Raw genomic sequence first — 20,870 nt, 5'->3', positions numbered from 1 at the left:
CCCCCGGAGCTGACACGACCGGCTGCAACGACGCGGTATCGGGGGGACGATGGTGAGGCGACGAGCGGTACTTCAGGCGGGGGCACTCGCCCCTTTTCTCGCGGCCTGTGCTCCGGGCATCCTGCTGGGTGATCCGGACGCGGTGCGAATCGCGGTGCCCTGGAGCGGATCCGAACTCGCCGCCTTCCGCGCCGTTCTCGACGGCGCGGGCCTGCGCGACCGGGTCGACGTCCTGCCGCTCGGCGACGATATCGATACCGCCCTGCTGGCGCGCGGCCGCTCGGCGCCCGATCTGGTGATGCTGCCGGAGGTGGGGCGTGTGCGGGAACTCGCGGGGGACCGGCTGCGCGTGCTGCCGGAGTCGCTGTGGACCGACGCCGGGGGCCCGCTCTACCACGATGTGTGGCAAGAGTTGTTGTGGGAGAACGGAAAACCGTACGCCGTGCCGTTCAAGTCGGCGAACAAGTCGCTGGTCTGGTACGACCGCTTCGCCTTCGGCGGGACCGGCCCGCGCGACGATCCGCAGGAGTGGACGCTGGCGCAATGGCCCGGGAAGATGCGCCGCATCGCCGCCGCCGGTCGCCGTCCCCTGGCGCTGGGCGCGGCCGACGGGTGGGTGCTGGCCGACATGTTCGGCAACGTGCTCTACAGCGAAAACCAGTGGGACTACCGGGATCTGGCCGCGTCGGGAGACGGGCGCATCCGGCCGCGGGTGTGGAATCTGGATTCGGTGCGGGCCACCTTCCATCGGATCGGTGAGGTCTGGGGTCAGGCCGGCGCGTTCCCGGGCGGTGTGACCGGCGCGCTCACCCGCCAGTATCCGGACGCGGTGCGGCAGGTATTCGAATTGCGCAGTGCGGCCATGGTGGTCGCCCCGGACTTCGCCGAACCGATCGTGCGCAGCAGCCTGGACCGCGCGGGGCGCGACGACGACGCGGTTGGCGTCATGCAGTTCCCGGTCGTCGAGGACGGGAAGGACCGGCCGCTGATCGGCGGCGGTGACGTCCTCGTGGTGACGGCCGAGACCCGGCGCGCCGTCGATCCGGTGGTCGGCGCGCTGGCCGCGCCCACCGCCGTGCGGCCGTGGATCGACCGGTACGGCGGATTCCTGGCGCCGAGCCCCCGCGCCCGGCCGGACCACCGGCCGATGCTCGATCCCGTGGCGGACCAGCTGAATTCGTGGACCGTCTTCGACTTCGCCGACCTCATCGGCCCGGCCGGACGGCGGGACGGACTGTGGCGGGTGCTCACCGATTTCCTCGTGACGGTCGGAGACGGCCGGGTGGACCGGGTGGACGCGGCCACCGAACACGCGATCGCCGCGCTCGACGAGTTCGAGCGGAGGTCGTGATGGCGCCGGAGCGGCTGTACGCCAACGGTTTGGAGCTGGAACTGGCGACCCGGCGGATGGCCGGGCCCCTGATCGCCGGCAGTCATCCGCGGCGGTGGGTGTCGTGGGTGCTGCAACTCCCGGCCGCGGCGCTCGTCCTGTTACTGCTCGTCGGCCCGGCGGCGACGACCGTGTGGACCGCAGCCCGGGTGCGGCCCGGGATGGTGGTGTGCTGCGCGGTCTTCGCGGCCGCGGCGGTGTTGCTGCGCATGACATTTCGCAAGGACGCGCGGCTGGCAGCCCTGTGGAACACCTGGCGGGGCAGTCGGTCCGGTGATGCCGAAGCTCCGCATCCGTTCGCGCGGTGGGTGGCGCGCATCGGCCGGATCCGGGGTCCGCTGGCGGAGTTCCTGTTGCTGCGGAACAGGACTCGCGCGGCGGCGCTGTGGACGGTGCTGCTCGTGGTGTCGGTGACGGCGTTGGTGATCTCGGCCTGGGGGATCGCGGTGGCGCTGGGAGCCGAGGGGCGCGGCGCGTACGGCCGCACCTTGCTGTGGGTGCTGTGCGCGCTCGGAATCCTCGGCGCGGCACTGGAATTCGCGCGCATCGGGCGGCGCGCCTGGTGGCCGTGGCAGCCGCTGATCCTCCCGTTCGGGATGTCGGCGTTCGCCGGTGGGCTGGCGCTGCGGCTGGTGTTCGAGTATCCGCAGCGGCGGCTGCCGCTGGACAGCGTGACCGGGCAGCAGATGTGGTTGTTCGGCCTGCTGTTCGCGGTCTTCGTGTGGGCGTGGCTGGGTGTGCTGTTCACCCTCTTCCGGGCGGCCGTCGACGCCGTGGAGGCCGACCCGGTGCGCCGCGACTACGCCTACCACCGGGAGACCCGGCCCGCGCGTACCGAACTGCGGGTGCCCTGGACCGGCCCCCGGGTGCGGGCCTTCCTGTCGGCGCGGGCGCGCACGCACGCCGCGCGCCGTGCCGCCCGCCCGTCCCGCAGACGGCTCTTCGAACTGGTGCGTCCGGTCTTCCTGGTTCTCGGGCTGGTGGTCGCCGTGGCGGCGGCCCGCGTCTTCGACGCGATCCTGATCGCCGTGCCCGGATCGCTGCAGTATTCGCTCGACAGCGCGACCGTGCACTGGTGGCGGCTGGTCACCGACGATGGGCTCGACCGCGGCGTGGCGGCGGCCTACGCGCTGCCGCTGGCGGTGCTGGTCGGGCTGGCGGCCTACGTGTTGCAGACCAATGTGCGCCGCCATCAGACCGGATGGGCGGCTCGTCCGGCCCGGGAACCGGTGCCGCCGCGGCTGGCCCCGCCGGGCCTGACGGGTCGCCGGCGAATATCGGCGACGACCCGGGGGCTCCTGCGGGTGCTGGCGGTATCGCTGCTGGCGGTGTGGCCGATCGTGGTACTCGCCGTCTTCGGTCTGATCGGCGCGGATGGCCCGGGTCTCGCCGGACCGGACGCGGTGTGGCGCGACAGCGAGATGCTGCGGGCGATGGCGAATACCGGCTGGGTCGCGCTGTGGGCGACGCTGCTGCTGCTGTGCGCGGCCCTGCCCGTCGCCCACTATCTGGCGGCGCTGCGGTCCGACAGCGCGGTGTCCAAGGTCGCGGTCGTCTTCCTGGTGGTGTTCACGGTGATGCCCGCGCAGATGTACGTCGGTCCGATCCGGCGGGTGATCGAATTGTTCGGTCTCACCGGCACTTCCGTCTCGTCGCTGATCGTCGTGCACGCGGCCATCGGGCTGCCGATCGCCGTGCTCATCCTGCGCGGCGCGCTGCTGGCGCCGCTGGACAGCCCCGCCGCGGACGCCCTGCACGGCCTCGCCGGTCCGGGCGCGGTCGTGTGGCGGGTGCTGGTCGCCGCGCGCACCGCCCTGGGCGCGGTGGCCGTGCTGGAGCTGATCCAGGTGTGGAACGACTTCTTCATCGGGCTGCTGGTCAGCGGCTCCGATGTCAGCCCGTGGTCGCTGCTGCTGTGGGGTGAGGCGCGGCAGTTCAACGAGAACGCGAGCCATCTCGCCGCCGGTGCGCTGCTGGCGGCCGTACCGCCCACGCTCCTGCTGCTGGCGACCTGGCGTCGCTTCCTGGTTCCGGGACTCACCGGCGGGGTGCTGCGATGACCGAGACACCGCGCGAACCGCACCGCGCGCCCGCCCCCGAGTCGGCGGCGACGCTCATCGCGACGCCGAAATCCTCTGTCTGGCAAGGCTTGCTGGGCAGTGCGTGGGTGATCGCGTCGTCGATCATGCTGGAGGTCGTCGCCAAACTTCTCGAGGGCGTGGTCGGCGAGAACCCGGTGGTGAGCCGGATCGTCGGCGCGTTGCGCTGGATCGTCGTCCTGGCGGTGGTCGTCGCCGCCGTGTATCTGGTGTGGCGCCGCCTGTCGGATATGCGCGAGCGGGTCCGGCGCGGCCGCGAACTCGATATGACCGCGACCCTGGTGGAGCCGGCCGTCCCGGTGCGAGAACGGTTCGAGCCCACGGCCTTTCGCCCGCCGAGCGTCCGCCCGGACCTGCTTCCGGAGGACGTCGCCGTCGCCGCGGGCCTGCGCGATCTCGCCCTGCCCGACTACGAATCCGCGGCCCTGTTCGACGTCGTGAGCGCGATGCTCGCCGCCGAGCACCTGCTGCCTGCGCACTCCCGAACACCCGAACCGCGGTCCCTGACGGCCGCCGCGGTGATCCGCCGCCTGATGGCGCACGAGGTGCTGGCGCACTGCGCCGAGGACCGGTTCGCCGACCGCCGCCGGCGGGCCGAACCGGAGGCCGCCGAGCGGACGCGCCGCACGGCGGATGTCTTCCGCCTCGCCTACGTCCCGGCCGTCGCCGGCCGGCCGCGCCCCGGCGATGCCGAGGTGGCGATCCGCAACCGTGCCGCGCGGCAGGCGATGGCCCCGGCGCTGCTGCGGCACTACGCCGACCGGGCCCAGCGCTGGGTGATCGCGCTGGACTCCAACCGGCTCGGCGCGGGCGCGCGGCGCTGGTTCACCGACGAATGGCTGCGGCTGGCCGAACTGGTCGAGGCCTGCGCGCCACCCCCGGCGCCGCGGGCGCCCACCCTCGCACCCGGTCCCGACTACGGTCGCGCCGACGCCCGGCGGGCCCCGCGGCTGCCGGAGGATCTGCGCCGGACCGTCGACGTTTCCGCCCTCGCGCGCATCGCCGATGCGCTGGACGTCTGGTACGCCTACAACGGATGGCCCGAGGACGCCGACGGTGTCGCCGCCGCCGTCCGCCGGATCATGGACTCCCCCCTCGGCGGCGATCGCCCGGAGTTGCGCGCACTGGCCCGGATCCGCGCGGGAGAACCCGGCCCGCGCGTCCGGGCCTACCGCCCGCGCCGCTATTCGACGAGCCTGCAGGCGCGCCGCGCGCATCGGCTCGCCCTTCAGCGGCTCGACACCCCGGACGCTCCCGCACCGCCGGACCCGCCGCCGGGCGTGTTCGCGGGCCGGGTCGCGGGATGGACGAGACGGCTGCGCGGGCCGGACCGGTCCGCCGACCCGCCGGGCGATGCGCTCGACGAGGTCGTCGACCAGCTCGAGAAGGCGTGGTGGTGGCTGCCGTACGCGGATATCGCGGGGGAGGTGTGCGCGCTGGTCGACCTCGCGATCGTGCACCTGCGGCAGGGCCGCCTGGTCGCGGCCCGCAATCGCCTCGAACTGGCCGAATCGCTGACCCGCAGCGGCCGCGACCCCGCCGGGCGGGCGCACACCTTCGAGATAATGGGCGTGCTGTGGTGGATGCGCGGCGAACCGCGGCGGGCCCTGCGCTTCTGGCAACTGGCCCTGACCCGCTACGACGAGCTGAACCACCGGCTCGGCACCGCCCGCTGCCTGCAGCATCTCGGGTCCGCGGCGGCCGTCGCGCCCGAGTACGGCAGCCTGCTGCTCACGGGCGACCTCGATACCGACGAGGTGCTGCGGCAGGCCAGTGGGTGGCTGGCCAGGGCACAGAGCCTGCACCCCGCCGCCCTGCTCGCCGCCGACTATCGCGAACCCGTCTGCGCCCGCCTGGTCGCGCGTGGCGTCACCCCGCTGTCCGACGTCGACCAGTGGCCGTTGCCGGTCGCCGACGGCGGCGACCCGGTGGTGGCGCTGGCGTGACCGTCGCGCCGACTTCTGGTTCACTGGACGGGAACGCGGCGGTGGGGCTCGCCGCTTCCGGAACCGCCGGAACAACCGCGGCACGCAGGCCGCCAACAGTCCCTACCCGAACGCAACCCCCGTGGTCGATTCGTGTAGGAGACGTGTGTGACGAGTAGGCAGATCCGGCCCTCGGAGATCGAGGAGCCCATCGATGCGGATATCGACCTGCGGGAGCCGGCCCAGCGTCGCGAGCTGAGCCGTTCGCACGGGGCCGTGCTGCCGGTCATCGCCGTCGGCGGCGGCGTCGGCGCGCTGGCCCGATACGGTCTCGCGCAGTGGTGGCCGACGCCCGCAGGAGGATTTCCCTGGGTCACCTTCGTCACCAATGTCCTGGGCTGCTTCCTCATCGGCGTCCTCATGGTCGCGATCACCGATATCTGGAGCCCGCACCCGCTGGTCCGGCCGTTCCTCGGGGTGGGCATCCTCGGCGGATTCACCACCTTCTCCACCTACGCCAACGAGGCGCGCGATCTGCTGCGGCCGGAGACGGTGGCGCTGTCGTTCGCCTACCTCGCGGGCACGCTGGTCTGCGCCCTTCCGGCGACGCTGGCAGCCATGCGACTGACCCGCGGCCTCTACGCGTACGCGCGGGCGCGCAGGGGAGCGGGCGCATGACCGTGATCCTGATCTTCGTGGGCGCGATGGTCGGCGCGCCCCTGCGCTATCTGGTCGACCGCACGATCCAGGCGCGGCACGACACCGCGTATCCCTGGGGCACGTTCCTGGTCAACCTCGGCGGGTGTGCGGTCCTCGGCGGCCTGGCCGCGGCGGCCGTCTCCGCTCCCGTATTCGCCCTGGTGGGCACCGGATTCTGCGGGGCACTGACCACCTACAGCACCTTCAGCTACGAGACCGTCCGGCTCGCCGAGGAACGCAGCTACCTCTACGCCACGCTGAACGTCGTCGTCAGCGTGGTCGCGGGCCTCGGCGCGGCGCTGCTCTCCTTCACGGCCGTGGCCGCGATCACCGGCTGACCAGGTGTTATGCCCGGACGTAACTGTCGCGCCGGTGTTGCCTGAACGGTAACCAAGATCGTTTCTCGGAGCGCCGCGGACCGCTCGAGTGCGGTGTTCCAGGCTGCTCGAACGTTGCTCTAAACGTGACCTGGTTCACAATATCGTGGTGATCTCGAACACATAACGAATGGGTAACTACGCATATGTAATATAGCCGCCGCCTTTATTCAGCTGCATAAACGGCGCGCGTCTGAGGTATCGGTCGAGACTTTTTGGTTGTTACCGCAACGTGATCTGTCGAGATTCTTTCGTTACCGTCGTCGGCGGCTCGGAAATCCGAGCTGGAACTCGAATCGCCGAACACCGGCAACCCTGTCCCGCGATTCGAGGTCGACCCCGACATTCACTGGGGACAGGGACCCGGTAACGCACCATTCTCCGGGCCGGCTGGGCGCAGGCAGGAATTACTACATGTCTCGGAACCGTAAGTTCAGCTCCCGCGCTCTTGGTCTGGCCGCCGTCGCCGGCGCTCTCGTCGCCGTTCCGTTCGGCCTGACCTCCACCGCGTCCGCCTCCGGCGCGCACGACTGGGACGCCGTCGCCCAGTGCGAGGCCAGCGGCAACTGGGGTGCCAACACCGGCAACGGCTTCTACGGCGGCCTGCAGTTCACCCAGAGCACCTGGAACGCCTACGGCGGCAGCGGCAACGCCGCGAACGCCAGCCGCGAAGAGCAGATCGCCGTCGCGGAGAACGTGCTCGCCGGCCAGGGCGCGGGCGCGTGGCCCGTGTGCGGCGCGTACCTGTAAGGCTCGCGGGTAACACCGACTTCGACGGCCCCGCCACCCGATATCCGGGTGGCGGGGCCGCGTCGTCATCGGCGGAATCCACCCTCGGCATCGATGACATTCCCGGTGATCCACTCCGCCTCGTCCGTCGCCAGCCAGGCGATGAGCCGGGCCGGGTCGTCGGGCATGCCCCAGCGGCCCACGGGGAACAGGGACGCGATGTAGTCGTACTCGGCGCCGCTCATGTAGTCGGTGTCGACCGGTCCCGGATTCACCGTGTTCACCGTGATGCGCCGGTCCGCGAGAGAGGTCGCGAGGCTACGGGTGACGGAGGCGAGCGCGCCCTTCTGGAGTGCGTAGGCGATCTCGCCGGGCATGCCGCCGGCGATGTCCTGTCCGGAGGTCATCATGACGACACGGCCGCCGGGCTGGGCCGCTCGCGTCCGAGCGAAGGCCTGAACGAGCAGGATGACCGATCGGGTGTCGATCGCCCAGTGCGCGTCGAGCATCGCGGCATCAATGGCGTCGAGGGTTCCGTCGCCACCGCTGAGCGCGTGGTTGGCGACGAGGATGTCGAGGCGTCCGAGGGCGTCCGTCGCGGCGGTGACGAGCCGGGCGGGAGCCGCCGGATCGGACAGGTCGCCCGGACCCTCCGCGACTCGCGCCCGGGGGTCACCGAGCGCCGCGCGGACGCCCGCGGCTACGGCGGCGGGTTCGTCCGCGCCCCAGGGCTTTTCGGCATCGTGGGGGACATGGTGGTGCAGGTAGACGTTGGCGCCGTAGGCGGCGAGCCGCCGTGCGACGGCGTATCCGATACCGCCCCGCCTGCTGGCCCCGGTGACCAGCGCGCCCCGGCCGCGCAGCGGCAGCGGATCGCGGCGGAGTTCCTCGGCAGTCGGCTCCGGTAGCAGAGGCATGCCGGGCATCGTGCCACCGCCGCACCTACTCGAGCATTCGAATTTTCGCGCGGGGGTCTTCCCGACTCACCCGGCGGCGGGCTCCTCGACGGGTTCTTCGAGCACGTCCGGGTCGGCGAATTGCTCTGCGCCCCACCGGGCATCCACGATCAACCCGACGACCCCGATGGTGATGCAGATCCCCGACAGCACGAGAAATCCGGGCTCGGTGCGCCCGGTGAGCGCGTCGCCGAGAACCACCACGCCGACCGTGCCGGGAATGATGCCGACGAAGGTCGCCACCAGATACGGCAGCATCCGGATCGACGACAACCCCGCGCAATAGTTGATGATCGAGAACGGCACGGGCGCGATCAGCCGCAGCGAGCCCACGGCCAGCCACCCCCGGCGTTCCAGCCGGCGATCCACCGCCCGCACCGCCGGATGCGTCAGCCGCGCCGCCACCTGATCGCGATCGAGCGCGCGCACCAGCAGCAGCGCCAGCGCCGCGCTCACCGTCGTCGCTGCCACCGCCAAGCCGATGCCGAGAGCCGGGCCGAACAGAAGGCCCGCGCTGAAGGTGAGGACCGTGCGCGGGAACGGCGCCACCGTGACGATCGCGTGCACCGCGAAGAACACCAGCGGCAGCAGCGGCCCCACCGAATCCGCCCAGTCCCGGATCTGCTGCGGGGCCGGATGCGGCGCCAGCAGGGCCACCGCCACCAGGGCCACGCCCAGCGCCAGTAGCGCCAGCACGCGCGGATTACGGATTCTCCTCAGCACCGAGCCAGGGTACCGGTTCGCGCCCCGCGTCAGAATTACCGGTTGGTAGCGGGAGCCTGCGCGAAGTTCTCCCGACCGGACGGTTAGCATCAAGTGACTAATGCGGAATGACCGTTAACCGAAACGCCCGCTGACCTGCTCGGAACGTAGTCGAATCGCAATGTGAACGAGACACACAGCGGGCTGCGAAGACGGTGCGAAGGGTTGGGCTGACGCCCGGTTTTCCGGTACAGCTGAAGTATCGGATCGAGTGGAAGAGGGACAGCAGCGATGCCGACAGGTTCGGATCCGGGCGCGGACGTCGTGCCCGGATATGCCGCATGGCGGAAGGGCGTGGCCGGTGTCCTGGCCAAGGCCCGCAAGGTGGAGGCGTCCGAGCTCGGTGACGAGCCGGAGCGGCTGCTCGACGTCTCGACCTACGACGGGCTCACCGTCTCCCCGCTGTACACGCGGCGCGACGAACTCCCCGAGCAGCCGCTCCCGGGCGAGTTCCCGTACGTGCGCGGCACCGACGGCACGCGCGATGTACACCGGGGTTGGTACGTCGCGTCCCGATTCGGTGACGGCGACGCCGCGGAGGTCAACCAACGCATCCTGGGCGCGCTGGAGAACGGCCTGAGCGCGGTGTGGCTCGGCGTCGGGGAGCGCGGCGTCCCGGTGGCGGATCTGCCCGCGGCGGTACAGGGGCTGCTGTTCGAACTCGCGCCGCTGGTGCTCGACGCGGGCGCGGACGCCCGCGCGGCGGCCGAGCGGCTGTTCGCGGTGCTCGACGATTACCGGATCGAGGGCGTCGCCGACCCGAATCCCGCCGATATCCAGGTCTCACTCGGTGTCACCCCGCTGACCAGCGCGTTCAACGGCACCTCGCACGTGGATCCGGCTGCGGCGGTGGAACTGGCGCGGCAGGCGGTCGCGCGGCCGGAGACGGTGCGGGCGATCACGGTCTGCGGCATCGCGTTCCACAACGCCGGCGCCTCCGACGCGCAGGAACTCGGCGCCGCGGTCGCGGCCGGTCTGGAGTACCTGCGCCTACTCACCGACGCCGGTATCGATGTGGCGGATGCGCTGGGGCAGTTGATGTTCCGGTTCGCCGCCACCGACGACCAGTTCGAGACCATCGCCAAGTTCCGTGCGGGACGGCAGCTGTGGGCGCGGGTGGCGCACGAGCTGGGCGCCCCGGCCTTCGGCGACGCGCCGCAGTACGCCGTGACCTCGGCGGCGATGATGACCCAGCGCGACCCGTGGGTGAACATGCTGCGCACCACGCTGGCGGCCTTCGGCGCCGGCGTCGGCGGCGCCGACTACGTGACTGTGCTGCCGTTCGACTCGGCGCTGCCGCCGGGCGAACTCGATGTGTCGCAAGCCTTCTCGGACCGGATGGCCCGCAACACCCAGCTGCTGCTGCTGGAGGAATCGCATCTCGGGCACGTGCGGGACCCCGGCGCCGGATCCTGGTTCGTGGAGAGCCTGACCGCCGAGCTGGCGGCGAAGGCGTGGGAGTTCATGCAGGAGATCGAGCGGGCCGGCGGCTACCGCGCGGCGCTCGAGGCGGGCCTGCTGAACGACCGGATCGCCGAGGTCCGGGCCCGGCGCGAAGCCGATGTGGCACACCGCAAGACGGCGGTCACCGGCGTCAACGAATTCCCCAACCTGGCCGAGGAGCCGCTGTCGGAGGCGGCCCGGCGGCCCGGCGACATCGCGCGCTACGGCGCCGCGTTCGAGGCGCTGCGCGACCGGTCCGACGCCTACCTGTCCGCGCACGGGCAGCGGCCGCGGGCGCTGCTGGTCCCGCTCGGCCCGGTGGCCGAGCACAACGTGCGGGTGACCTTCGCCGCCAACCTGCTGGCCTCCGGCGGTATCGAGACGATCAACCCGGGCGGTCTGGCGATCGCCGGAATCGCCGCGGCCGCCGCGGAATCCGGCGCCACCATCGCCGTCCTGTGCGGCACCGACGCCCGCTACGCCGCCGAGGCGGGACCCGCGGTCGAGCAGCTGCGCAGCGCGGGCGTGGCGACGGTACTGCTGGCCGGACCCGAGAAGGCGGTGGCCGACCTGTCGGGCACGCAGCGGCCGGATGCCTTCGTGACGGCTCGCATGGACGCGGTGACGGCCCTGTCCGGCCTGCTGGAAAAGCTGGGAGCGTAAATGACTACAGGGGACATCAAGCACGTGATCGGCAGTTTCGCCGAGGTGCCGCTGGGCGCGCCGGAGGCCGGCGCCGAGGTGAGCGGCGACCAGGTCGACGCGTTCGTGCGGGCCGCCGCCACCGCGAATCACTATGAGCCCGAACAACTGGTGTGGTCGACGCCCGAGGGTATCGACGTGCCGCCGGTGTTCACCAAGGCCGATCGCGACCGCATCGCCGCGGAGGGATACCCGCTGGATTCGGTGCCGGGCGTGGCGCCGTTCGTGCGCGGCCCGTACCCGACCATGTACGTGAACCAGCCGTGGACCATCCGCCAGTACGCGGGCTTCTCCACGGCGGCGGATTCCAACGCCTTCTACCGTCGCAACCTGGCGGCCGGGCAGAAGGGCCTGTCGGTCGCGTTCGACCTCGCCACCCATCGCGGTTACGACTCCGACCACCCGCGCGTGACCGGCGACGTCGGCATGGCGGGCGTGGCGATCGACTCGATCCTGGACATGCGGGAACTGTTCGATCACATTCCGCTGGACCAGGTCTCGGTCTCGATGACGATGAACGGCGCGGTGCTGCCGATCCTGGCCCTGTACGTCGTCGCCGCCGAGGAACAGGGCGTCAAACCGGAACAGCTGGCCGGAACCATTCAGAACGACATTCTGAAGGAGTTCATGGTCCGCAACACCTACATCTATCCGCCGAAGCCGTCGATGCGGATCATCTCCGACATCTTCGCCTACACCTCGGCGCGGATGCCGAAGTTCAACTCGATCTCCATCTCCGGCTATCACATCCAGGAGGCCGGGGCCACCGCCGATCTGGAGCTGGCCTACACCCTCGCCGACGGCGTGGAATACCTCCGCGCCGGGCTGGACGCGGGTATGGAGATCGACCAGTTCGCGCCGCGGCTGTCGTTCTTCTGGGCGATCGGCATGAACTTCTTCATGGAGGTCGCGAAGCTGCGCGCGGGCCGGCTGCTCTGGAGCGAACTGGTCTCGAAATTCGAGCCGAAGAACCAGAAATCGCTGTCGCTGCGCACCCATTCGCAGACCTCCGGCTGGTCGCTCACCGCGCAGGACGTGTTCAACAACGTCGCCCGCACCTGCGTCGAGGCGATGGCCGCGACCCAGGGCCACACCCAGTCGCTGCACACCAACGCCCTGGACGAGGCGCTCGCGCTGCCGACGGACTTCTCCGCCCGCATCGCCCGCAACACCCAGCTGCTGATCCAGCAGGAGTCCAACACCACCCGGCCGATCGACCCGTGGGGCGGCTCCTACTACGTGGAGTGGCTGACCCACCAGCTGGCCGAACGCGCCCGCGCGCACATCGCCGAGGTGGAGGCGCACGGCGGTATGGCGCAGGCGATCTCGGAGGGCATCCCGAAGCTGCGCATCGAGGAGGCCGCCGCCCGCGCCCAGGCCCGCATCGACACCGGTAAGCAGCCGGTGATCGGCGTGAACAAATACCAGGTCGACGAGGATCAGCAGATCGAGGTCCTCAAGGTCGAGAACTCCCGGGTGCGTGCCGAGCAGGAGGCGAAGCTGCGCCGCCTGCGCGCCGAGCGCGATCAGACCGAGGTGGAGCGGGCGCTGGGCGAGTTGTCCCGGGCCGCGGCCTCGTCCGAGGGCGGCATGGACAACAATCTGCTCGCCCTGGCCGTCGACGCGGCCCGCGCCAAGGCCACCGTCGGCGAGATCTCCGACGCGCTGGAACAGGTGTACGGCCGGCATCAGGCCGAGATCCGCACTCTCTCAGGCGTTTACCGTGAGGAGGCCGGGAAGGTGACCAATATCAGCCGGGCCATCGCCCTGGTGGAGGAGTTCGCCGAGGCCGAGGGCCGCCGTCCCCGCATCCTGGTCGCGAAGATGGGCCAGGACGGGCACGACCGCGGCCAGAAGGTGATCGCCACGGCCTTCGCCGACCTCGGCTTCGACGTCGACGTGGGCCCGCTGTTCCAGACCCCGGACGAGGTGGCGCAGCAGGCGGCAGACAACGATGTGCACGTCGTGGGCGTGTCGTCGCTGGCGGCCGGCCACCTCACGCTGGTGCCCGCCCTCCGGCAGGCACTGGCGGACGCCGGGCGCCCCGACATCATGGTCATCGTCGGCGGCGTCATCCCGCCCGGCGACTTCGACGACCTGTACCGCGCCGGCGCGGCCGCGATCTTCCCGCCCGGCACCGTGATCGCCGACGCCGCCGCGGACCTGCTGAAGAAGCTCGCGGCAGAACTGGGCCACGAGATCGGCGCCGAATCCTCCACCGAAGCTTGATGGCCGGGCGTACACAGCCGACCCCGACCCGCACCGGGCGGATTCCGCCCGCAACGGGTGCTGTGAGAGGTGGGTGAATCGGTGGATATTCCTGGAGCGCAGGCACTCTCGACGGAGCGCGGGCTGCCTCCGGCCCTGCGCGCCGCGACGCCGGGCGGGTCCGGCGGTGGTGGGCGGCGGCGCGAGGTCGATGTCGAGGGTCTCGCGCGGGCCGTGCGCAAGGGCGAGCGGGCCGGGCTGGCGCGGGCGATCACGCTGGTCGAGTCCACCCGGTCCGACCACCGCGACGCCGCCCAGCGGCTGCTGCTGGAACTGTCCCCGGAGAACGAACGGGTCGAATCCAACCGGGTCGGCATCACCGGCGTCCCCGGGGTGGGCAAGTCGACGTTCATCGACGCGCTGGGCATGTACCTGATCGGCGAGGGGCACCGGGTCGCCGTGCTCGCGGTCGACCCGTCCTCCACGCGGACCGGGGGGTCGATCCTCGGCGACAAGACCCGCATGGCGCGGCTCGCGGTGGAACGCGACGCCTACATCCGGCCGTCGCCGACCGCCGGCACGCTCGGCGGCGTGGCGAAGGCGACACGCGAGACGATCGTGCTGCTGGAGGCCGCCGGCTACGACGTGATCCTGGTGGAGACCGTCGGCGTCGGCCAGTCGGAGGTGACCGTCGCCAATATGGTCGACGTGTTCTGCTTCCTCACCCTGGCCCGCACCGGAGATCAGTTGCAGGGCATCAAGAAGGGCGTCCTCGAACTGGCCGACCTGGTAGCGGTGAACAAGGCCGACGGCCGCCACGAGATCGAGGCGAAATCCGCGGCGCGCGAACTACAGGGCGCCATGCGGCTCATCCACCCCCGCGAATCCCTGTGGCGCCCACCGGTTCTCACCATGAGCGGACTGAACGGCACCGGCCTGGACCAGTTCTGGGACACCGTGCTGGAGCACCGCCGGATACTCACCGAGGCGGGCGAGTTCGCCGAGAAGCGCCGCCGCCAGCAGGTCGACTGGACCTGGACCATGGTGCACGAGCAGCTGCTGCGCCGCCTCGCCGACAACCCGGCGGTGAAGTCCCTGCGGGCGCAGGTGGAATCGGGCGTCCGCGACGGTTCGCTGACGCCCGCCCTCGCCGCCGAGGAGATTCTGCGCGCCTTCGACGAGCGCTGACCGACACGCGGGCGCGGCCGTCCGCGTCGTGTCCGTGCGTACCGCGCGGACGTCCCCGCATACGCTGCACCTATGGTCGACCATGACGTGAGCCCCGCCGCGCTGGGACCCGCACCGTGGGGATCGCGGCTGCTGGGCTCGGCGGAGGAGACCTCCGGGCGGCGGCGGGTGCGCGTGCAACTGCTGCTGACGGTGACCCTGCTGGTCGCGAATCTGACCGGAATCGCGGTGGTCATGGCGCTGATCGGCTTCGTCCTGCCCGGCCCCACCGTATTCAGCGGCCGGTTGGTGCTGCTGAATTTCGTCGCGACACCGCTGTACACGGTGGCGGCGCTGGTGATCGGATTCGTGTGGGGGACCGTCTGGGGCGTGCGCACCCTGCGCTGGGCGATCGATCCGGACCGGATACCCACCGCGGACGAACGGGCGGCCGCCGCGCGGGTGCCGCGCCGGCTGGTGATGCAGCAGGCGGCGCTGTGGCTGGGCGCCGCCGCGGTGCTGACGCCGCTGTACGGCCTGTTCGATGCCGGATTCGTGCCGAAGTTCCTGCTGGGCATCGGATTCACCGTGGTCGTGGTGTGCGCCAACAGCTATCTGATCGCGGAGTTCGCGCTGCGCCCGGTCACCGCGCGCGTCCTCGAGGCGGCCCCGGACCGCCGGTTGCGCGCGCTCGGGGTCTTCGGCCGGTCGGTGCTGGTCTGGACGCTCGGCACCGGGGTGCCCGTGGCGCTGGCGATGGTGCTCGCGGTGTTGTCACTCGCGAGCCCGGAGTTCAGCGAGGCGCGGCTGGCGGTGTGCGTCCTGGCGCTCGGCGGTGCGACGCTCGTCTTCGGGCTGCTGCTGATGACACAGACGCTCGGGGCGACGGTCGCGCCGGTCCGCAGCGTGCGCCGCGCGTTGCAGCGGGTGGAGGACGGGGAACTCGACGTCCACGTCACGGTGTTCGACGGCACCGAACTGGGCGAATTGCAGAGCGGTTTCAACCGCATGGTCGACGGCCTGCGCGAACGCGAGCGGATCCGGGACCTGTTCGGCCGCCACGTCGGCGACGAGGTGGCGAGCGCCGCGCTGGCCCGCAATCCCGAACTCGGCGGCGAGGAACGCGAGGCCGCCGCGCTGTTCATCGACATCATGGGATCCACCACGATGGCGGCCACCCGACCGCCCGGCGAAATCGTCGCGATCCTCAACGACTTCTTCGCCGTCGTGGTGGACGAGGTCGAACGGTTCGGCGGCCTCGTCAACAAATTCGAGGGCGACGCCGCCCTCGCCATCTTCGGCGCGCCCGCACCCCTGCCCGATCACGCGGGCGCGGCACTGGCCGCCGCCCGCGCCATCCGCCGCCGCCTGTCCGACGGCACCGTGGAATTCGACGCCGGCATCGGAGTCTCGTCCGGCCGCGTGGTGGCCGGCAATGTCGGCGCCCACCGCCGCTACGAATTCACCGTCATCGGCGACGCCGTGAACGAGGCCGCCCGCCTCTGCGAACTCGCCAAACAGGACCCGTCCCGAGTCCTGGCCGCCGCGCCCGCCGTCGCCGCGGCCGATGAATCCGAACGAACCCACTGGACGACCGGCGAATCGGTCACCCTGCGCGGTCGGATAGCACCCACGGAACTAGCTCGTCCTCGCGGCTAGACGTCGATCCCGAACAACCGAGAAGCGTTGTCGAAGCAGACATTGCGCAGCCATTCTTCGCCGAGTCCCAGACGCTCGAGGGCGTACAGCGCGTGTCCGTAGGAGTACGGGATATTGGGGAAATCGCTGCCGAAGAGGATGCGGTCGCCGAAATCGCGGAGGCGGCTGTACTCCTCGGCGGGGAAGGGGTCCTCGGCTTCGAAGAAGTCGGTGAAGTTCATCGTCGTGTCCAGGTGGACATTCTCGAATCGCGCGGCCAGATCGAGGAATTCGGAGTATTCGGGCGCACCCATATGCGCGACGATCAAACGCAGGCGCGGAAAACGGTGTAGCAGGGCCTCGACCGGCTCCGGCCCGGTGAATTCGCCCGGGGCGGGCCCGGATCCGCAGTGGATGAGCACCGGGATACCGGCGTCGGCGAGCAGCCCCCACACGTCGTTCAACAGCGGATCGCAGGGATGGAAATCGCCCACCTGGACATGCACCTTGAAGATCCGCGCACCGGCCTCGACGGCCGCCTCCACATAACTCGCCGCGTGACGCTCGGGATAGAACGTCGCCGTGTGCAGGCAATCCGGCGTGCGGGCGGCGAAGTCGGCCGACCACTCGTTCAGCCACGCCGCCATATCCGCCTTGTGCGGATACACCAGCGAGGTGAAGGCCCGGACCCCGAAGCCGCGCAACGTCTTCAGCCGCACCTCCTCGTCGTCGCGGTAGGCGATCGGCCAGGAGCGGCCGATCATGGGGCCCGCCGCGTCGAAATACGCCCACACCTTGCGCAACACCCGCTCGGGCATGAAATGGGTGTGGATATCGATGAGCCCGGGCAGCCCGTGCCGCTCGCGGAACTCGGCGGTGTAGGCGCTGTCGTCACCGGTGGCGCTCAACGAATCTCCTGTCCTACAGCGTGCGGGCGAAATCCCCGACCCGCGCGATCAACCGGTCGAAGAACGCGTCCGGATCGGTGCCGATCACGATGTCGGCGTTGGGTTCCCGGCCCCACATGCCCGCCCGGTCCGCGACCGTGGCGCCGCGGGTGAGGGTGCCGCCGAGTTCGACATCGACGGTGGCGGGCCGGGTGACCGCGAGCGCCGGATCGAGCGCCACGGCCGCCGCGAACGGATCGTGCATGTGCGCGAGATAGCCCTGGCCGTGGTCGCGATGGAATTCGAAGTAGAACCGCACGGCATCGGTCACGAACCGCACCACCCCGTTCCCCGCCTTGGATTCCGCGCCCGGCGGATCGGATTCGGACAGCACCTCCACCGGAACGCTGTGCGCCCGGTCGGCCAGGCGCACCAGGTGGTCCGGCCGCATCTCGATGGTCTCGGTGACATTCAGCCCGCAGACCAGCGGCCGCCGATCCGCCGGCGCGGCGGAGAAGGCGTCGAAGACCTCCTTCCACGCCTCCGGATCCACGTACACGTTCCATTCGGTGGTGGGCGTGGTGTTGCCGGGGTGGTCGAACGTCCCGCCCATCACCACCAATCGCCGCAGCAGCCGGGGCAGGTCGGGCTCGAGCCGCAGGGCCAGTGCGAGATTCGTGAGCGGGCCCGTGCAGAGGCCGACGATCTCGCCCGGATGGGCCCGGACGAGATCCACCCACAGCCGGGCCGCGGACCGGTCCGACAGCGACCGCGGCGACGGCGGCAGCACCGCGTAGCCGATGCCCTGCGGCCCGTGGGTGTCCTCGGTGGTCTCCAGCGGGACGGCCAGTGGCGACTCCGACCCCAGCGCCACCTCGAGATCGGGCGCCCCGCACAGATCCAGCAGCGCGAGATTGTTCGCCGCCACCTGCGGTGCGGGAACGTTGCCCGCCGTGGCGGCGATGCCCACGATCTCGGCGTCTGGACTGGCGAGCAGATAGAGCAGCGCCAGCGCGTCGTCGATGCCGGTGTCGACGTCCACCATGATCTTCTGCCGCACGGGATCGAGCCTAGCGATGGCCGGAATCGGTCCGGTCAGTAGGCGGGCAGCTCGTAGCTGTCGGTTTTCGAGAACATGGCCTTCATCATCACCGGCCGCAGCGGGCGCGACATCATGACGCGCGCGGCGGTGCGCGCGGCCGCCGCCCCGATCCTGCTGTGCGGCAACATCATCTTGATGCCGCCGCCGGGCAGCTGCTTGGCCTCGTCGAGGAACGGCGTGACCTTCTCCTCGTAGCGCGCCAGCGCCGCGGGCACATCCGCCGGGGTGGCGGCGATCTCGCCCGCGAGGATGTACGCGCCGACGAGGGCCATCGCGGTGCCCATACCCGTCATGGGGGAGCCGCAATACCCGGCGTCCCCGGCCAGCGTCACCCGCCCGGCCGACAGCGTGGGCATATCGATGCGGGCCAGCTCGTCGAAGTAGAAGTCGGGAGTCGACCGCATCTCCTCGAGCACCATGGGCGCATGCCAGCCGGCCGGGGCGAGCATGTCGCGGACCAGCTGCCGCTGCGCGGAAACATCGCGGCGCAGCGCCGGATTCGCGTCCGTGCGCAGCGTGATGATCGCCTTGGAGGTGCTCGGATCGCCGTCCGGACGGATACCGACCGCCGCGCTCGGAACCGCGTGCAGGGCGAACCAGCCCGGTCGCACATCCGGCGGGGTCGGGACGGTGAAGAACGCCATATAGCCGCCGAGGAACGTCGCGAACCGCTCCTCCGGACCGAAGGCCAGCCGCCGGGTCGCCGAGTGCACGCCGTCGGCGCCGACGACCACGTCGAACCGCTCGGTCCGGCCGGAGCCGAAGGTCACCTCGACACCCGAATCGTCCTGGCGCAGGGCCTCGATCCACTCGCCGTACCGGTAGTCGAGGTCGCCGCCCGCGGCGGTGAGCGCGTCCAGCAGCACCTGATTCAGATCACCCCGGGTGATCTCGATCTCGGCGACCGGGCCCTTCCCGTCGAACATCTCCATCGGCATCGAGGCGAATTCGCGACCTGCGGCGTCGACGTAGCACATGCCGAGTTCGTGGAGCTGGTACTTGCGGATCCCCGGCATCAGGCCCATGCGCTCGGCGACCTCGCGGCTGGGACCGCGCAGATCCACGGCCTGGCCGCCGGGACGGGGAGTGGCGGCGCGCTCGACGACCGTGACCGGGATTCCGGCCCGAAGCAGTTGCAGCGCAACGGCATTACCGGCGATGCCGCCACCGGAGACGAGGACGCGGGGAGTGTGGGCGGAGGTGTTCACGGCGGTTCCTGTTCGTTGACTCGAATGTCTTAGACAAATGTCTAACATGCCGTGAGACGTCTGTCTAGAACAAATGTCTAAGACGCTGGTAGGCTGGGGTCATGGGAAACCGGGAAGATCTCTTGGCAGGTGCTCGCAAGGCGATCCTCGAGCGGGGTCTCGCCAAGGTGACCGCGCGCGATATCGCCACCATCGCCGGTGTCAGCCTGGCCGCCATCGGCTATCACTTCGGCTCGAAGGACCGGCTGGTGTCGGAGGCGATCACGGAGTCGCTGGGCAGCGAGATCGGCGACGGCATGGAGGCGGCGATCCGGGACGCGGGGGAGGGCCGCTCGCTGCACGACGCCGTCGAGACCACGTGGAACGGCATGCTCGACGTGGTCCAGAACAACCAGGAGCAGTTGTTGCTGAGTCTGGAGAACGCGGTCCGCATCGCGCGTTCGGAGGAACTGCGCGCGTACCTGTCCGACGCCACCGAGGGCGCCTACGCCGACCTGGCCGCCGTCCTGCGCGAGACGCACCCGAACCTCTCGGCCGCCGAGGCTCGCGCCGTCGCCAAACTCTATTTCGTCCTGTTCCAGGGCTACGCCATGCTCGGCCTCATCGCCCCCGCCGGCGACCTCCTCATGGGCGAGGACATCGCCCTCGCCATCAAGGCCATGACCACCGAATAGCCCGGCATTCCCGCACCCTCTGCACATTTCCGCACCCGTTCCAGCGTTATGGACGGGGTGCGCGAAGATGCAAGGGGTGCGGGAATGCACGGAGTGCCGTCGCGGGGGCGTGAAGGAGGTCGTGGTGGGAGACGGTCGGTGGGTGCGGGAGTTGGGCGGGGTGGCCGGGGCTCGGGTGGTGCTGGTGTGTTTTCCGCCCGGGGGCGGGTCGGCGAGTGCGTATCGGGCGCTCGCGCAGCGGGTGGGTGGCGGCGTCGGGGTGGCGGCCGTGCAGTATCCGGGGCGGCAGGATCGCCTGGGGGAGCCGATGGTCGACGACATCGGGGAGATGGCCGATCGGGTGACGAGCGAGCTGACCGTGCGGGGGACAGGGGAGCGGCTCGCGTTGTTCGGGCACAGTATGGGGGCCACGGTGGCGTTCGAGACCGCGCGGCGTCTGGAGGCCGCGGGGCGAGAGGTGGCGCATCTGTTCGTCTCCGGCCGGATCGCGCCGTCGGAGCCCTATCCGGGTCGCCTGCACGATGCTCCGGACGCCGAGCTGATCGACGAGTTGGCGCGGCTGGCGAACGATCCTGCCGCGGTCGCGATCCTGCGTTCCGAGCCGGGTCTCGCCGAACTGGTGCTGCCCGCGGTCCGCAACGACTACCGCGCGGTCGAGACGTACGCGTTCCGGCCGGGAGAGTCGCTGCGGTGTGATATCTCGGCGCTACTAGGTGACGCCGATCCGACCGTCACGCCCGAACAGGCCGACCTGTGGCGGCGGCACACCTCGGGTGAGTTTCATCGGGACGTGTTTCCCGGCAGGCATTTCTATCTCGACGAGAGGGTGCCCGAGGTGGCGGATCTCGTCGTGGGCCGCCTGCGCTGAGCGATGTACCCGGCCCACGACACCATCACGGCGATC

Annotated in this window: 16 protein-coding genes and 1 pseudogene; 12 read left to right on the top strand and 5 right to left on the bottom strand. The window is 70.8% G+C overall.

The annotated features are described in order from the left end of the window. Positions 1-49: 49 nt before the first annotated feature. From ON41_RS16725 to ON41_RS16700, 6 genes and pseudogenes are all read left to right on the top strand, one after another. Positions 50-1,351, top strand: coding sequence for an ABC transporter substrate-binding protein (locus ON41_RS16725; RefSeq protein ID WP_051161673.1), 1,302 nt, complete (start codon positions 50-52; stop codon positions 1,349-1,351). After that, positions 1,351-3,450: an ABC transporter permease family protein gene (locus tag ON41_RS16720; protein ID WP_040748579.1), complete on the top strand. Its 2,100-nt coding sequence runs from the start codon at positions 1,351-1,353 to the stop codon at positions 3,448-3,450. The genes ON41_RS16725 and ON41_RS16720 overlap by 1 nt, the downstream gene beginning before the upstream one ends. Next, positions 3,447-5,435 carry a hypothetical protein gene (locus tag ON41_RS16715; RefSeq protein ID WP_040748578.1) on the top strand — a complete coding sequence of 663 codons (1,989 nt, stop codon included), beginning with the start codon at positions 3,447-3,449 and terminating at the stop codon, positions 5,433-5,435. Before ON41_RS16720 ends, ON41_RS16715 begins: the two co-directional genes overlap by 4 nt. A gap of 147 nt (positions 5,436-5,582) precedes the next feature. Beyond that, complete coding sequence (locus ON41_RS16710; protein WP_246829543.1) at positions 5,583-6,092, top strand: fluoride efflux transporter FluC; 510 nt, start codon at positions 5,583-5,585, stop codon at positions 6,090-6,092. Then, positions 6,089-6,451 carry a fluoride efflux transporter CrcB gene (gene crcB / locus ON41_RS16705; RefSeq protein WP_040748577.1) on the top strand — a complete coding sequence of 121 codons (363 nt, stop codon included), beginning with the start codon at positions 6,089-6,091 and terminating at the stop codon, positions 6,449-6,451. Before ON41_RS16710 ends, crcB begins: the two co-directional genes overlap by 4 nt. A 453-nt stretch (positions 6,452-6,904) precedes the next feature. Then, a pseudogene (locus ON41_RS16700) lies at positions 6,905-7,237 on the top strand (transglycosylase family protein); the annotation flags it as partial. Between the two features lie 68 nt (positions 7,238-7,305). Here ON41_RS16700 and ON41_RS16695 read toward each other — a convergent pair. Both ON41_RS16695 and ON41_RS16690 read right to left on the bottom strand, forming a co-directional pair. Further along, positions 7,306-8,136: an SDR family oxidoreductase gene (locus ON41_RS16695; RefSeq protein WP_040748591.1), complete on the bottom strand. Its 831-nt coding sequence runs from the start codon at positions 8,134-8,136 to the stop codon at positions 7,306-7,308. 66 nt (positions 8,137-8,202) lie between these two features. Further along, positions 8,203-8,898, bottom strand: coding sequence for a TVP38/TMEM64 family protein (locus tag ON41_RS16690; protein ID WP_051161671.1), 696 nt, complete (start codon positions 8,896-8,898; stop codon positions 8,203-8,205). A gap of 270 nt (positions 8,899-9,168) precedes the next feature. Here ON41_RS16690 and ON41_RS16685 point away from each other — a divergent pair, with 270 nt between their 5' ends. The 4 genes from ON41_RS16685 to ON41_RS16670 all read left to right on the top strand — a co-directional run bounded on the left by ON41_RS16685 (position 9,169) and on the right by ON41_RS16670 (position 16,116). Further along, entirely contained in the window at positions 9,169-11,043 is a 1,875-nt protein-coding gene (locus ON41_RS16685) for a methylmalonyl-CoA mutase family protein (RefSeq protein WP_083905407.1), read from the top strand. Continuing rightward, the gene (gene scpA / locus ON41_RS16680; protein ID WP_040748575.1) at positions 11,044-13,311 is read left to right on the top strand and encodes a methylmalonyl-CoA mutase; all 2,268 of its coding nucleotides are present in this window, start codon (positions 11,044-11,046) and stop codon (positions 13,309-13,311) included. 135 nt (positions 13,312-13,446) lie between these two features. Further along, positions 13,447-14,478: a methylmalonyl Co-A mutase-associated GTPase MeaB gene (meaB, locus tag ON41_RS16675; protein ID WP_040748588.1), complete on the top strand. Its 1,032-nt coding sequence runs from the start codon at positions 13,447-13,449 to the stop codon at positions 14,476-14,478. A gap of 72 nt (positions 14,479-14,550) precedes the next feature. Continuing rightward, positions 14,551-16,116: an adenylate/guanylate cyclase domain-containing protein gene (locus ON41_RS16670; protein WP_051161669.1), complete on the top strand. Its 1,566-nt coding sequence runs from the start codon at positions 14,551-14,553 to the stop codon at positions 16,114-16,116. Here the strand turns inward: ON41_RS16670 and ON41_RS16665 are convergent. The 3 genes from ON41_RS16665 to ON41_RS16655 are packed head-to-tail and all read right to left on the bottom strand — an operon-like array spanning position 16,113 to position 19,292. Next, positions 16,113-17,003: an amidohydrolase family protein gene (locus tag ON41_RS16665; RefSeq protein ID WP_040748574.1), complete on the bottom strand. Its 891-nt coding sequence runs from the start codon at positions 17,001-17,003 to the stop codon at positions 16,113-16,115. The genes ON41_RS16670 and ON41_RS16665 overlap by 4 nt on opposite strands. 13 nt (positions 17,004-17,016) lie before the next feature. Further along, positions 17,017-18,027 carry a nucleoside hydrolase gene (locus tag ON41_RS16660; protein ID WP_040748586.1) on the bottom strand — a complete coding sequence of 337 codons (1,011 nt, stop codon included), beginning with the start codon at positions 18,025-18,027 and terminating at the stop codon, positions 17,017-17,019. A 50-nt stretch (positions 18,028-18,077) separates the two neighbouring features. Further along, a complete protein-coding gene (locus ON41_RS16655; RefSeq protein WP_040748573.1) occupies positions 18,078-19,292 on the bottom strand; it encodes an FAD-dependent monooxygenase in 1,215 nt (404 codons plus the stop codon). Positions 19,293-19,393: 101 nt separating this feature from the next. Here ON41_RS16655 and ON41_RS16650 point away from each other — a divergent pair, with 101 nt between their 5' ends. Both ON41_RS16650 and ON41_RS16645 read left to right on the top strand, forming a co-directional pair. Beyond that, the gene (locus ON41_RS16650) at positions 19,394-19,966 is read left to right on the top strand and encodes a TetR/AcrR family transcriptional regulator (RefSeq protein ID WP_040748572.1); all 573 of its coding nucleotides are present in this window, start codon (positions 19,394-19,396) and stop codon (positions 19,964-19,966) included. 124 nt (positions 19,967-20,090) lie between these two features. Continuing rightward, the gene (locus ON41_RS16645; protein WP_246829542.1) at positions 20,091-20,834 is read left to right on the top strand and encodes a thioesterase II family protein; all 744 of its coding nucleotides are present in this window, start codon (positions 20,091-20,093) and stop codon (positions 20,832-20,834) included. The last annotated feature ends 36 nt before the right edge of the window (positions 20,835-20,870 follow it).

Origin of the sequence: Nocardia transvalensis NBRC 15921 (genome assembly GCF_000308875.1) — a bacterium.
GTDB classification, from domain to species: domain Bacteria; phylum Actinomycetota; class Actinomycetes; order Mycobacteriales; family Mycobacteriaceae; genus Nocardia; species Nocardia transvalensis.
The sequence above is the reverse complement of the archived record's forward strand: the minus strand, read 5'-3'. Positions and strand labels throughout refer to the sequence as shown.